Source organism: Streptomyces cyaneofuscatus, from assembly GCF_000718135.1.
GTDB lineage: Bacteria > Actinomycetota > Actinomycetes > Streptomycetales > Streptomycetaceae > Streptomyces > Streptomyces cyaneofuscatus.
Genome location: NZ_JOEM01000004.1, coordinates 177,182 through 190,799 on the forward strand (window position 1 = coordinate 177,182; position 13,618 = coordinate 190,799).

Here is a 13,618-nt window from a genome sequence, read left to right on the forward strand (position 1 = left end):
AAGGTCAGCCACCGATCACTACGCGTCGTACGCCGGCCCACTTCTCCGGATCCGTCGTGCGGCGGCCGTCGACCAGGACACGGACGTCCGGCAGGTCGGCCGCGGCGAGCTCGCGGTACTCGGCGTGGTCGGCCTGGAGGATCGCCGCGGTGACGGCCTGGTGGCTGTCGTGCGGGACGAGACCGAGGGCGGTCAGCTCCTCCGGGGTGTACAGCGGGTCCGTGACGAACGGCACCGCGCCGCGCGCCTTGAGGGCCTCGACGACCCCGAAGACGCCGGAGAACGCGGTCTCCTTGACGCCCCCGCGGTAGGCGGCGCCCAGCACCAGGACCCCGACGCCGTCCAGGTCGCCGTAGGCGGCGGCCAGCAGGTCGACGGCGTACTCGGGCATCGCGGCGTTCGCCTCGCGGGCCGCGCGCACGACGGTGGCCTCGGGGTCGTTCCACAGGTACATCCGCGGGTAGATCGGGATGCAGTGGCCGCCGACGGCGATGCCGGGCTGGTGGATGTGGCTGTAGGGCTGGCTGTTGCAGGCTTCGATGACCTTCTTGACGTCGATGTCGTTCCGGTCGGCGAACCGGGCGAACTGGTTGGCCAGCCCGATGTTGACGTCCCGGTAGGTGGTTTCGGCCAACTTCGCCAGCTCGGAGGCCTCCGCCGTGCCGAGGTCCCAGACGCCGTTGGGGCGGGGCAGGTCCGCGCGCTCGTCGAAGTCGAGCACGGCCTCGTAGAAGGCGACGCCCGCCGCGGCGGACGCCTCGTCGATGCCGCCGACGAGCTTGGGGTAGCGGCGCAGGTCGGCGAAGACCCGGCCGGTCAGCACCCGCTCCGGGGAGAAGACCAGGTGGAAGTCCTCGCCCGGGGTGAGGCCGGAGCCCTCGGCCAGCATCGGCGCCCAGCGCGTACGGGTCGTGCCGACGGGCAGCGTGGTCTCGTAGCTGACCAGGGTGCCGGGCTTCAGGCCCGCCGCGATGGCCTTGGTGGCGGCGTCCATCCAGCCGAAGTCCGGGGTGCCCTCGGCGTCCACGAAGAGCGGGACGACGACCACGACGGCGTCGGACGCGGCGACGGCGGCCGTGGTGTCCGTCGTGGCGGAGAGCAGGCCGGCGCCGACCGTCTCCTGGAGCTTGACGCCGAGGTCGTGCTCGCCGGGGAACGGCTCGGTGGCCGCGTTGACCAGCTCGACGACCTTCTCGTTGACGTCGGCGCCGATGACCCGGTGGCCCTTGGCGGCGAACTGCACGGCGAGCGGAAGCCCGATCTTGCCGAGCGCGACTACACAGATGTTCATCGGGACACTTTCCTCTTCAGCCGGGACAGCTTCCGCTTCGCCCCGGACAGCTTCCGCTTCAGCCCGGACAGCGTTCGGCGCAGCCGTGTGCCCAGGTCGGGCTTGGGTTCCCACAGCAGGGCGGTCGTGATCACGAGCCGCCCCTTCGCGTTCGGGTTGGCCGAGACCCGGTAGGGGGTGGTCCTCCCCCACCGGCGGGCCAGCGGCATCGGCAGGCCGTCGGTGCGGACCGGGATCTCGTACGTGGTGCCCGCGACGTCGACGTAGACGCGTACGCCCCGCTTGGCGCGGATCCGGTCGACCGGGATGCGGGCGCTCAGCAGGGTGCCGGTGCCGTCGTCGGCGGGCTCCCGGGTGAACTCGCCGACCGCCTCCGGGCGCTCGGCGTCCTTGGGCAGCTTGCGGGCGCCGGGCTTGTCGGCGCTCTTCGGCAGGGCGCCCTGGGCGAGGGCGACGACGGCCGAGGAGGTGTCGCCGGTGACGCCGACGCGCACCTTCAGGGCGAGGGTGAGATCCTCCCCGTCCTGCTCCCAGGCGGCCGACAGCAGCTTCGTACCGTCCGCGAGCCGGCCGGCGACCGACTCCCGTGCCTCGTACCACCGGTCGTCGAGACCGATCGCGGCGTCCCGGAAGCCCGGGTAGGGCGCGAAGGCGCGGTCCCCTTCCAGCAGGAAGGGCGGAGCTCCGTGCTCCGCCTCGTCCACGATGGCGCGGGTGAGCTCCGCCACGGCGCCGCGCCGGGCGAGGCCGAGGCGGACCCGTCTCTTCACACCGGTCGCGTCGCGCAGGGCGTCGGTGAAGTAGGTGTCCTGGAGGGCGGCCAGCCCCGCGCAGATCTCCTGCCGCGTTTCGAGGGGGAGCGCGGGAAAGTCGTCGAGCATGAGCTTGGACAGCTCCCACTCGAAGTGCCGCTTGAGGACGGCGTCGCGCCGGGGCCCGGCCGGGATGAGTCCGGCGGTGTGGTCCATGATGCGCGCCGTGCACCGGAGCCGGGCCAGGTGGTCCGCCCGGTAGGTGATGTTGCTCGCGTCGCCGCGCTTGACCGCGTAGTAGTACGTGTAGTCGGAGAGGACGGAGATCCTGCGGGCCCGGACGCACGCCTCGATGGTGAACGGCTGGTCGCTCCCGACGGGCAGGTTCTCGGGGAAGCGCAGCTTGTGCTTCTCCACCAGCTCGCGGCGGAAGAGCTTGGTGTTGGCGAGCGTGAAGGGGAGCGCCGAGTCGTAGAGGCTGACGTCGGTCTGGTTGCCCGAGTACAGCTTCTGGTGGACGTAGCGCCCGTTGGTGCCGACCATCTTGCCGACGACCACGTCGGACTCGTTGGCGTCGGCGCAGGCGACCATGCGTTCCAGCGCCTCCTCACCGAGGTGGTCGTCGGACCCTATGAAGTAGACGTACCGGCCGGTGGCCAGCTCCAGGGCACGGTTGCTCGGGGCCGCGGGCCCGCCCGAATTGGGCTGGTGGACCACAGTGAAGACGTCCGGGTACTTCTCCGCGAAGCGGTCCAGTTCGCGGCCGCTGTCGTCGGTCGATCCGTCGTCGACCGCGACGACCTGCAGCCGGTCCTCGCCGATGGTCTGCGCCACCAGGGAGTTCAGGCATTCGGTGAGGTACGGCATGGTGTTGTAGACGGCGACGACCACCGTGACGTCGGGTGTTCCGGTCATCTCGCCGTACCTCGCATCAGCCGGGTGTAGACCCCGTCGAGAACCTCGGCCTGGGCTTCCCAGGTCCATTCGTCCAGCCTGCCCTCGACCTCGTAGGCGGCGGTGTAGCGCTTGGGTGCGTCGAGCACGGCCCGGACGGCCCGGACGTAGTCGGTGACGTTCTCGGCCTCGAAGACCTCGCCCTGACCGGTCCGGCGGGTCATCTCGGCCATGGTCTTCACATCGCTGACCACCAGCGGCAGCCGGGCGTGCGAGTACTCGAAGAACTTGGTGATCAGGGCGATCTCGTGGTTCGGCCAGTGGTGGATCGGGATGACGCCGACATCGGCGGTCGACAGGAACGAGACGACCTGCCAGTGCGGCACGTACGGCATGGCGTGCACCCGGTCCTGGACGCCGAGTTCCTCGGCCCGCTTCATCAGCGTACGGATGTACGGCAGCTCGGGGTGGCTCGCCACGAACGCGACATGGACGCCGGGCAGCTCGGGGAGCCCGTCCACCATGATGTCGAGGCCGCGCTGGCGGGCGGCGAGGCCGCTGTAGACGAGCAGCGGCACGTCCGGGCCGATGCCGCACAGGTCGCGCAGGTCGGGGACCGGCAGAGCGGTGAAGCGCGAGGCCTCGGCCGCCTCCGGCGCGTTGAGCACCACGTCCGGGCGCTCGGACAGCTTGTGGGTCTCCTTCAGGAGATCGGCGAGGCCGCCGGAGACGGTCACCACCGCGTCGGCGTACTTGGCGTGCTCCCGCTCGTACGCCACCATCGCCGGCAGCTTCCGCTGGTTCACCCAGGAGCGCACTCCGGGCAGGTACTCATGGGCGTCCCAGACCAGGGAGACCGGCCGGCCGGCCGCGCGGGCGCGGAGCTTCGCGCGGGAGCCGACGCCGAGCATCCGGAAGTCGTTGGCGTGGATGATGTCCGGTTCCAGCGCGTCGATGACGGGGCCGTAACTCAGTTCGAAGTCCCAGACGCTCGGGTCGAGCCGCCGCCACGCGCGGTCCCCCATGGTCGTCAGCCAGAAGGCGGTGGTCGCCTTGTCGAGGGCCGCGGACCGGGTCCTGCGGATGCTGCGCAGCTTCCTGGTGTGCCGCGAGCGCAGCTTCACCCAGCGGCTGCTGGCCTTGGCCGCGCCCCGGCGCGCCGCCAGCCACACCTGGCCGCCGGCGGAGCCGAGCGGGGACCGGTCCTCGCCGGTCCTGAGCGCGGCGCCGCGGACCCGGAGGTCGGCCCGCCAGGCCTTGACCTGCTGCGTACGGAATTCGGCCACGCGTTCGGAGGGGTAGGCCAGGGGCCGCCGGATCGGAGCACCGCGCAGGTCCTGGGGACGGGTCGACATCTTGGCCTTGACCCCGAGGAGGCGGACCTCGGCGTCACCGAGCTGCCAGGCCCGCACCTCCTCCTTGCCGGAGAACTTGCCCAGCAGGATGACGTCCCAGCCGGCCTCGGCCGCCGAGCTCGCCTGCTTCTGTACGCGGGAGTCGCCGTGCACGCTGTTGTCGACGAGCATGACGATACGACCGCGTGAACCCTTGCGGGGGATCGCGGTGAAGTCGGTGAAATCAGGAATGTCAGGTGCCATGTTCCGTCCGGTCCGGAGCCGTGAGAGTAACGGTGGTGCGGGTGGAGGCGGACTCCAGTACGGCTTCGGCCACCTCGACGGTGAGGAGACCCTGCCGCAGGGTGCAGACGTCGGCGGGTTCCCCCCGCACAGCGTCGCGGAAGAGTTCGTGCTCGACAAGGAGCGGCTCGCGCTTGGGGATGGCGTAGCGGATCATGTCGCCCTCGGATACCCCGCGGAAGGCGCGCAACGCCTCCCACTCCGTGGCGACCGCCGCGTTGGAGTGGAAGGTGAGGTCGGCGGTGAGGGTGTCGGCGATGAAGCAGCCGCGCTCCCCGGTGACCGAGGTGAACCGCTCCTTGAGCGGGCTCAGCCAGTTGACCAGGTGGTTGGCCATCGTGCCGTCGGAGAGCTGGCCGACGGCGGAGACCATGTCCTCGTGCGGGCGGCCCGACTTGGAGACGGTGTGGGCAGCGATCGAGGTGTACGCCTGGCCGGTGACCCAGCCCGTCAGGTCGATGTCGTGCGTGGCGAGGTCCTTGACCACGCCGACGTCGGCGATCCGGTGCGGGAAGGGGCCCTGGCGGCGGGTGACGACCTGGTAGACGTCGCCCAGCTCACCGGCCTCCAGGCGGGCGCGGAGCGAGAGCAGGGCCGGGTTGCAGCGCTCGATGTGGCCGACGGCCGCGACCAGGTCGCGGGACTCGAAGGCCTCGACGAGGCGGCGGGCGCCCTCGACGGTGTCCGCGAGCGGCTTCTCGATCAGGGCGCAGACACCGGCGTCGGCGAGCTGGAGGCCGACCTTCTCGTGCAGGCCGGTGGGGCAGGCCACGACGGCGTAGTCGACACCGCGGGCGAGGAGCTCGTCGACGGTGGACAGGACGGGGGCGCCCTGCGCCCAGCCGTTCCGGTCGCCCGCCGGCTCGACGACACCGGCCAGCTCGACGCCCTCCAGGCCGGCGAGGATCCGGGCGTGGTTGCGGCCCATGGAGCCGAGGCCGATGAGCCCGGCCTTCAGTGCGGCGGTCACAGGTTCTCCCCCAGGGAGTTGACGGCGGTCACGATGCGCTCCAGGTCGTTCCGGGTGAGCGAGGGGTGCACGGGCAGCGAGACGACCTCGGCCGCGGCCTTCTCGGTCTCCGGCAGCTCCCAGGTGCGGCCCGCCTTCTGGTCCGGCTCCCAGTACGGCTTGAGGCGGTGGATCGGCGTCGGGTAGTAGACCGCGTTGCCGACGCCCGCCTCGGTGAGCCCGGCCATCGCGGCGTCCCGGTCGCCCCGGATCCGCACGGTGTACTGGTGGTAGACGTGCCGGGCGCCCTGCGCCACCGGCGGCGTGGTGACGGCCGGGGCGGTGATGTGGGCGTCGAGGTACGCGGCGTTGGCCCGGCGCTGCTCGGTCCACTCCTCGACCTTGGCGAGCTGGACGCGGCCGATCGCGGCGGAGACGTCGGTCATCCGCATGTTGGCGCCGACGATCTCGTTGGCGTACCGCTGCTCCATGCCCTGGTTGCGCAGGAGGCGCAGCGTACGGGCCAGTGCGGCGTCGGCCGTGGTGACCATGCCGCCTTCGAGGGCGTGCATGTTCTTGGTCGGGTAGAAGCTGAAGGTGCCGCCCGCGCCGAACGCGCCGACCGGGGTGCCGTTCAGCGCCGCCGCGTGGGCCTGGCAGGCGTCCTCGACGACGGCGATCTTGTGCTTGTCGGCGATCGGCATGAGCTTGTCCATCGCGGCCGGGTGGCCGTAGAGGTGGACCGGCATGACCGCGGCGGTGCGGGGCGTGATCGCGGCCTCGACGGCCGCCGGGTCGAGACCGAAGCCGCCCGGCTCGATGTCGGCGAAGACCACGTCGGCGCCGGTCAGGCGGACCGCGTTGGCGGAGGCCGCGAAGGAGAACGAGGGGACGATCACCTCGTCACCGGGGCCGATCCCCAGGGCCAGGAGCAGTAGTTGCAGGGCCGAGGTGCCCGAGTTGACGGCGATGCAGTGCCGCCCGTCGACCAGGCGCGAGAAGCCCTCCTCGAACGCCGCGACCTCGGGCCCCTGCACGACCCGGCCGCTGCGCAGTACGCGTACGGCGGCCTCGATCTCGTCTTCCCCGATGACCGGACGGGCAGCGGGAATCGGCTGCTCGTTGATGCTCGTCATGGACGTCCTCCTTGAACACCGCAAGAGCTCGTTACCGGGCAGAATTCTGGGGTGCGGGACGTCTTACGAGGCCGCGCGAAACGCCACCGGCACGATGCCGACGCCTCTGCCGGGGAATCCGATCCGGTCCGTGGGTCTCCGAACCGGTCACCAATTGTAGTTTCTGCGAAGAACTCTGACAGTCCAACAGCCGCCGTCACATTATCAGGGATTTCACAACCGATTTCGGGAACGTTAACTCCCCTTGCATCAGTTCTGGTACAAAGCCCGTGGCCCGCCCCCGAAAGTAACGGGACGGGCCACGGAAAATGAACAACCGATTGCCGGGAATCGTCAGCCGGCCGACGCCTCACCGTCGGTGGACGGCGCCGAGGCGGTCACGGAAGGCGACGACTGCTCGGCGGCGACGGTCTTCTTCGTCGTCTTCTTCGCGGCCGTCTTCGCCGTCGTCTTCTTCGCGGCGGTCTTCTTGGCGGCCGTCTTCTTGGCCACCGCCTTCTTCGCCGGAGCCTTCTTGGCGGCAGCCTTGCGGGCCGTCTTCTTCGCCACGGGCGCCTCGTCCGGCTCACCGGACGCGGGGGCCTCGGCGGCCTCGGCCTCCGGGGCCTCGGCGGCCTTCGGCTCGGGCGCCGACTCGACGACGAGGACCGCCGCCTCCTGGGAGCCCGTGGGCGAACCCGCCGGAGCGGTGACCTTACGGGTCACCCGGCGGCGGGCCCTCGGCGGCGCGGCCTCCTGGGGAGCCTCGGCCACGGGGGCCTGCTCCTGGACGGGGGCCGGGGCCTCGGCGGGCGCCTCGACGACCGGGTCCTCGACGGCGACCGGGTCCGTGGCCGGCTCGGCCGGCTGTACGGGCTCCGCCGGCTCGGCCTGCTTCGGCGAACCCGCCGGGGCGGTGGCCTTACGGGTGGCGCGACGACGCGTACGGCCCTGGGGCGCGGCCTCGGCCACCTCGGCGGCCTCCTGGGCGGCCGGGGCCTCCGGAGCCTTCGCCGGCTCGGGCGTGTCGAGGACCGGCTCGGCGACCGGCTCCACGACCTGCTCGGCGACCGGCTCCGCCTCGACGACGGGAGCGGGCGCCTCGGTCCTCGGGGCACCGGCCGGGGCCGACGCCTTGCGGGACGCCCGACGGCGGCCACGGCCACGCCCGGCGGCCGCCTCGGCCTCGGCCGGGCTGCTGTAGAACTCCTCGTCCGCGGCCGGCTCCAAGTCCGCCAGGGACACCGGGGCGGCGACCTCGGCGGCCAGCTCGGCCTCGGACTCGGTCTCGACGGGCTCGGCCGCGTGGTCGTCGTGACCGTGCTCGTGGCCGTGGTCCTGCTCGTGACCGTGCTCGTGGTCCTGGCCCGCGCCGCCGCGGCGCTTCTTGGACTTCTTGGAACCGCCGCCGCCACCGACGGACGTCGGCTGCTCCATGTGGACGATCACACCGCGCCCGTTGCAGTGGACACAGGTCTCGGAGAAGGACTCCAGCAGACCCTGGCCCACCCGCTTACGGGTCATCTGGACCAGGCCGAGCGAGGTGACCTCGGCGACCTGGTGCTTGGTGCGGTCGCGGCCCAGGCACTCCAGCAGGCGCCGCAGGACGAGGTCCCGGTTGGACTCCAGCACCATGTCGATGAAGTCGACGACGACGATGCCGCCGAGGTCGCGCAGCCGCAGCTGGCGCACGATCTCCTCGGCCGCCTCCAGGTTGTTCCTGGTGACGGTCTCCTCCAGGTTGCCGCCCTGGCCGGTGAACTTGCCGGTGTTGACGTCGACGACGACCATCGCCTCGGTCTTGTCGATCACCAGCGAACCGCCGCTGGGCAGGTAGACCTTGCGGTCCAGCGCCTTCATCAGCTGCTCGTCGATGCGGTACGTCGCGAAGACGTCGACCTCGGACGTCCAGCGCGAGAGCCGCTCGGTGAGGTCGGGCGCCACGTGCGAGACGTACCCGTGGATGGTCTCCCACGCGTCGTCACCGCTGACGATGACCTTGGAGAAGTCCTCGTTGAAGATGTCGCGGACGACCCGGACGGTCATGTCCGGCTCGCCGTAGAGCAGCGTCGGCGCGTTGGAGCCGCTGGTGCCCTTCGCCTTCTTCTGGATCTCCTCCCACTGACCCTGGAGCCGCTCGACGTCACGGCGCAGCTCGTCCTCGCTCGCGCCCTCGGCAGCGGTGCGCACGATGACGCCCGCGTCCTCGGGGACGATCTTCTTGAGGATCGTCTTGAGGCGGGAGCGCTCGGTGTCGGGCAGCTTGCGGCTGATCCCGGTCATCGAGCCCTCGGGCACGTAGACGAGGTAGCGGCCGGGCAGCGAGACCTGGCTGGTGAGGCGGGCGCCCTTGTGGCCGATCGGGTCCTTGGTCACCTGGACCAGGACCGACTGGCCGGACTTGAGCGCGGTCTCGATGCGTCGCGGCCCGTGGGCCATGCCGAGCGCCTCGAAGTTGACCTCACCGGCGTACAGGACGGCGTTGCGGCCCTTGCCGATGTCGACGAACGCGGCCTCCATGGAGGGCAGCACGTTCTGGACCTTGCCCAGGTAGACGTTGCCGACGTAGCTGGTGGCCTGCTCCTTGTTGACGTAGTGCTCGACGAGCACGTTGTCCTCGAGGACGCCGATCTGGGTGCGCTCGCCGCTCTGGCGGACGACCATCACGCGCTCGACGGCCTCGCGGCGGGCGAGGAACTCCGCCTCGGTGATGATCGGGACGCGGCGGCGGCCCTGCTCGCGGCCCTCGCGGCGGCGCTGCTTCTTCGCCTCCATACGGGTCGAGCCCTTGATGGACTGGACCTCGTCGAAGCCGGTGCCCGGCTCGCGCTCGGCCTCCTTCTTGCGGGGTTCGCGGACCTTGACGACCGTACGCTCCGGGTCGTCGGTGCCGTTGTCGGCCTCGGCCCCGCCCTCACCGCTGCGGCGACGGCGGCGGCGACGGCGACGGCTGCTGCTCGAACCGGAGGCGGAGGAGTCGTGGTCGTCCTCCTCCTCGTCATCGGCTTCCTGGACCTGGGCCGGCGCCTGGTCGTCCTCGGCGCGGGACGGGGCGGGCGCCTCGTCGGCGTGCTGCTCGGCCTCGTCCGTGTCGTTGGCCTCGCCACGGCGGCGACGGCGGCCACCGCGACGGCGGCGGCGCGAGGGGCGGTCGCCGTACTCGTCGGTGTCCTCGCCCTCGTGCTCGTCCACCTCGGCCTCGGCCTCAGGGGCCTCCTCGGCGGGCGCCTCCACCGGGGCGGCGGTCTGCTCGGGCTGCTCGGCGGCCTCGCCACGGCGGCGGCGACGGCGGCGCGAGCCGCCCTGCGGCGCCGCCTCGGCGGGGGCGGAGACCTGCGCGGTCCCGGTGCTCTGCTGCTGCTCCTCGGCCTCGTCGACCTCGTCGTACGGGGAGGAGGAACCGGCCGCGGCAGCGGCGGCGGCCGTCTCGGGGGTCTGGAACATCGGCTCGGCGAAGACCGGGGCCTGGAACACGGCGACGGCGGGGCGCGTGGCGCGGCGGCCCTTGCGGGTCGGCTCCTCGGCCTTGGTGGTGAACTCGGGGCGGCCGGCGGCGGCGGTGGCCCGGCGGCGCTGGCGTCCGCGCGGGGCGGCCTCCTCCACCTCCTCCACCTCGGCGGCGAGCTCCTCGGCCACGGCGGCGGGCAGGCTCTCGGCGGCTTCCACGGCCTCCACCGGCTCTTCGGCCGCCTCGCTGACCTGGGGTGCGCCGGCGGGCGCGGTGGCCTTACGGGAGGCACGGCGGCGGCTGCGCGGCGCCGGGGTCTCCTCGGTGGGCGCGGCGACCTCGGCGGCGGCCGGGACCGGCTCCACGGCGGGCGCGGCCGCGTCCGTGGCGGTGGCGGCCTGCGGGGTGCCGGCCGGGGCGGAGGCCCGGCGGCGGGTACGGCCACGCGGGGCCTCGGCGGCGGGGGCGGCGGGCTCCACGGGCGCGGCGGCCTCGGCGGCCTGCTCGGCCACGGGCGCGGCGGGCGCGACCGGCTCGACCACGACAGCGGCCTCGGCGGCCTGCGGGGCTCCGGCAGGCGCGGTGGCCTTGCGGGAGGCGCGGCGGCGGCGCGGGGCGGGGGGCTCCGGGGCGGCCTCGGGCTCGACGGCCTCGGCCACCGGCTCCTCGTCCTCCTCCGTCTCCTCCACGAGCGGCTCGACCGGCTCGGCCGGGGTCTCGACGACCTCGACGACCTCGGCGGCCTGCGGGGCACCGGCCGGAGCCGTCGCCTTGCGGACCGCGCGGCGGCGGGTACGCGGCGCCGGGGCCTCCTCGGCGGGCTCGGCGGCCTGGGCCGGGGCCTCGGCCACCGGAGCAGGGGTCTCGACGACCTCGGCGACCACCTCGGCGGTCTCCGGAGCGCCCGCGGGTGCGGTCGCCTTGCGCACGGCGCGACGGCGCGTACGGGCGGGGGGCGCGGTCTCGGGGGCCGTCTCCTCGGGCGCGGTGACCGGGGTCTCCACGGCGGCGGCCGGGGCGGTGTCCTCGGCGGGCGCCTGGGCCGCGCCGGGCGGTCCTGCCGGGCGGGAAGCGGCGCGGCGCCTGCGGCGCGGCGGCAGCTTGTCGCCGGGGGTGTTCTCTTCGTTGTTCCCGTTGGAAGCGGGTTCGTTCGGCTGAGGCATGCGGGCGGTTCTCCCGTCGCGCTCCCGGGCGCCGCGTCTGTTTCCGGTCCGGCACGGTCCGCAGTGGTGCGATACCGCTCGTCCGGGGCGCGGGCGCCGCACGGGAGCTGATGTCTGGCTCGCCGGTTCCGTCCGCGGTGTTGCGGACGGCCTGGCGAAAGTCTTATGGGTCAGTGCGCGGCCCGACCCAGGTGGCTCCCGAGTCGGAGGGCTGCGCTACAACGACCGCCTTACGCGGAACCTGCACCTTCCGGCGCCGTCGCGACGGCTGCTGCGACCGCGGGATGTGCGGTCGGGGCGGCCTCGCGGTCGGGCGCGAGCGGGTCGGTCACCGTGCCGGACTCCTCGTCGAAGAGCCCCTGCGCCAGCCTCGTCACCGCGGCGGGGACGGGCGGCGCCAGGTCGGCCACAGCGCGGAGACCGGACAGGACGTCGTCGGGTCGCACGGCAGGTGTCACGTGCCGAACAACCAGCCGCAGTATCGCACAGGGCTTGTCCCCCGGCCTATCAGCCGGTGGATCAAGGGCCTGCAGGTCGGCCACGGCGGCGCGGGCGTCGAAGGTGCGGATGCCGTTCTTCGCCTTGCGCTGGACCTCGACGGCCTCGGCGGCGTTGAACGCGTCGACGGCTCTGCGCGCCTCGTCGGGATCGACGCCGTCGAGGCGCATCTCCCAGACGGAGGCGGTCAGCCGCTCGGCGAGGCCGGAGGTGCGGGCCTCCACCGCGTCGGTGATGTCGAGACCGTCCGGCAGCGAGCTGTCGAGCAGCTCGCGCAGGAGGTCGGGGTCGCGCGCCTCGGTGAGGGCGATCTCCAGGAACTCGGCCTCGCTGCCCGTGCCGGTGGGGGCGGCATTGGCGTAGGAGACCTTGGGGTGCGGGGTGAAGCCCGCCGAGTACGCCATCGGCACCTCGGAGCGGCGCAGTGCCCGCTCGAAGGCCCGCTGGAAGTCGCGGTGACTGGTGAACCGGAGGCGGCCGCGCTTGGTGTAGCGCAAACGGATGCGCTGCACTGCCGGTGCGGGCGGCGGGCCTTCGGGCTGTCGCTTGCCCAGTGGTTCTTCTCCTCGGTGCGGGGCGGGCGCTGTGGAGCGCCGCCCACGAAATACGGGGTGGTCCCCGGGGTGCCGCTCCGGCTCACCCCTGCTTGACGAGTTTCTCGCCCAGCAGGGAGGTCTCGGACGCCTGCGCCGCGCTGGGGACAGTCGTTGTACTACCCAGAGTACGCGCAGGCACCCCCAGCGGTTCCCCGGACCGCGTCCCGCCCATTCCGCCGACCAGGGCCCGCCAGGCGTCGCGGCGGGCCTGCCGCACGGTTTCCCGGGCGGTGGCGAGGGCTCCGCGGGCCGCGCGGCCCACCTCGACGCCGGCGCGCCGGGCCGAGGCCCAGAGCCCGTCCCGGACGAAGTGGCCGACCGGGACGCCCACCGTGCGGTACGCCCAGGCCACCGGTACGCCGACCAGGTGCCGGAAGAGCCAGGCGATACCCCGGCCCACCGCCCGGGAGAGGTACCCGGCGATCCGCCAGGCGACCTCGGCGGCCTCCGCGATCTCCCGGCCGACCGGAGCGAGGACGCGGCGGTACAGCCAGGAGGCGGGGGCGACGAGCAGCGTCATGACCAGCCAGGTGACCGCGATCCCCAGCCCGCGCCCGGTGGCCGCGAGCCCCTTCCAGACCCCGCCGAGGACCCAGGCGGTCCCCTGCCACAGCAGCCCCAGGGTCCACGCCGTGCCCTGCCACACCTTTCCGAACACCCACGCCGTGCCGTGGCCGACCGGGGTGAGGACGGCCCCGTACAGCCACACCAGCGGCACGATCACGCCGTACCGGGCCGCCGGGACGAGCGCGTACCGCCACAGGCCCATCGCAGGAGCGACGACCAGCGTGGTGAACAGCCAGGCCGCGCCCCGGCCCAGCGGGGTGAGGAGGTTCGCGTACAGCCACACCAGCGGCACCGCGACCCCGTACTTCGCCACCGGCACGACCACGTACCGCCACAGGCCGATCCAGGGCCAGATGAAGAGGGCGGTGGCCAGCCAGGTGACGGCCAGGGCCAGCGGGGTCAGGACGTTGGTGAACAGCCAGGCCAGCGGGGTCAGGACCAGGGTGTCGGCCAGCCAGGCCAGGCCCCGGCCCAGCGGGCGGAGCAGGGTCCGGTCGAAGGCGTGCCAGCCGGCGGCCAGCAGGTCCCAGACCATGCGGACGGGCAGCACCAGGACCAGCACCACGATGCGCACGGGAATCCTGATCAGCCGGGTCAGGGCGGTGTCGGGCTCGTACCGGTCCAAGGCCTGGTGCTTGCTGTCGTCCATGCCCTCACTGACGCGTAGGCCCGGTCCGGGGTTGCCGGACCGGGCCTACGGAGTGTCAG

The 13,618-nt window shown here is 73.0% G+C and carries 8 protein-coding genes; all 8 read right to left on the reverse strand.

Going from position 1 to position 13,618, the window contains the following annotated elements; all coding sequences use genetic code 11:
• Positions 1–4 precede the first annotated feature (4 nt).
• Entirely contained in the window at positions 5–1,291 is a 1,287-nt protein-coding gene (locus tag IF17_RS0108110) for a nucleotide sugar dehydrogenase (RefSeq protein ID WP_030563632.1), read from the reverse strand.
• Positions 1,288–2,958: a glycosyltransferase family 2 protein gene (locus IF17_RS0108115; RefSeq protein WP_030563634.1), complete on the reverse strand. Its 1,671-nt coding sequence runs from the start codon at positions 2,956–2,958 to the stop codon at positions 1,288–1,290. The genes IF17_RS0108110 and IF17_RS0108115 overlap by 4 nt, the downstream gene beginning before the upstream one ends.
• Positions 2,955–4,535, reverse strand: a complete 1,581-nt coding sequence (locus IF17_RS0108120) for a glycosyltransferase (protein WP_030563636.1) — start codon at positions 4,533–4,535, stop codon at positions 2,955–2,957. The genes IF17_RS0108115 and IF17_RS0108120 overlap by 4 nt, the downstream gene beginning before the upstream one ends.
• Positions 4,525–5,544, reverse strand: a complete 1,020-nt coding sequence (locus tag IF17_RS0108125) for a Gfo/Idh/MocA family protein (protein ID WP_030563638.1) — start codon at positions 5,542–5,544, stop codon at positions 4,525–4,527. The genes IF17_RS0108120 and IF17_RS0108125 overlap by 11 nt, the downstream gene beginning before the upstream one ends.
• Complete coding sequence (locus IF17_RS0108130) at positions 5,541–6,659, reverse strand: DegT/DnrJ/EryC1/StrS family aminotransferase (RefSeq protein WP_030563640.1); 1,119 nt, start codon at positions 6,657–6,659, stop codon at positions 5,541–5,543. Before IF17_RS0108130 ends, IF17_RS0108125 begins: the two co-directional genes overlap by 4 nt.
• 333 nt (positions 6,660–6,992) lie before the next feature.
• Positions 6,993–11,249 carry an Rne/Rng family ribonuclease gene (locus tag IF17_RS0108135; RefSeq protein WP_030563641.1) on the reverse strand — a complete coding sequence of 1,419 codons (4,257 nt, stop codon included), beginning with the start codon at positions 11,247–11,249 and terminating at the stop codon, positions 6,993–6,995.
• A gap of 230 nt (positions 11,250–11,479) precedes the next feature.
• The gene (locus IF17_RS0108140) at positions 11,480–12,259 is read right to left on the reverse strand and encodes a TIGR03936 family radical SAM-associated protein (RefSeq protein WP_030563643.1); all 780 of its coding nucleotides are present in this window, start codon (positions 12,257–12,259) and stop codon (positions 11,480–11,482) included.
• 124 nt (positions 12,260–12,383) lie between these two features.
• Positions 12,384–13,559: a hypothetical protein gene (locus tag IF17_RS0108145; RefSeq protein WP_030563645.1), complete on the reverse strand. Its 1,176-nt coding sequence runs from the start codon at positions 13,557–13,559 to the stop codon at positions 12,384–12,386.
• Positions 13,560–13,618 lie beyond the last annotated feature (59 nt).

What these genes read in the sequence shown, in the direction of transcription:
- IF17_RS0108115 (WP_030563634.1), bottom strand. Translation starts at nt 2,958, where the DNA reads ATGACCGGAACACCCGACGTCACGGTGGTCGTCGCCGTCTACAACACC.
- IF17_RS0108110 (WP_030563632.1), bottom strand. Translation starts at nt 1,291, where the DNA reads ATGAACATCTGTGTAGTCGCGCTCGGCAAGATCGGGCTTCCGCTCGCC.
- IF17_RS0108145 (WP_030563645.1), bottom strand. Translation starts at nt 13,559, where the DNA reads ATGGACGACAGCAAGCACCAGGCCTTGGACCGGTACGAGCCCGACACC.
- IF17_RS0108135 (WP_030563641.1), bottom strand. Translation starts at nt 11,249, where the DNA reads ATGCCTCAGCCGAACGAACCCGCTTCCAACGGGAACAACGAAGAGAAC.
- IF17_RS0108120 (WP_030563636.1), bottom strand. Translation starts at nt 4,535, where the DNA reads ATGGCACCTGACATTCCTGATTTCACCGACTTCACCGCGATCCCCCGC.
- IF17_RS0108130 (WP_030563640.1), bottom strand. Translation starts at nt 6,659, where the DNA reads ATGACGAGCATCAACGAGCAGCCGATTCCCGCTGCCCGTCCGGTCATC.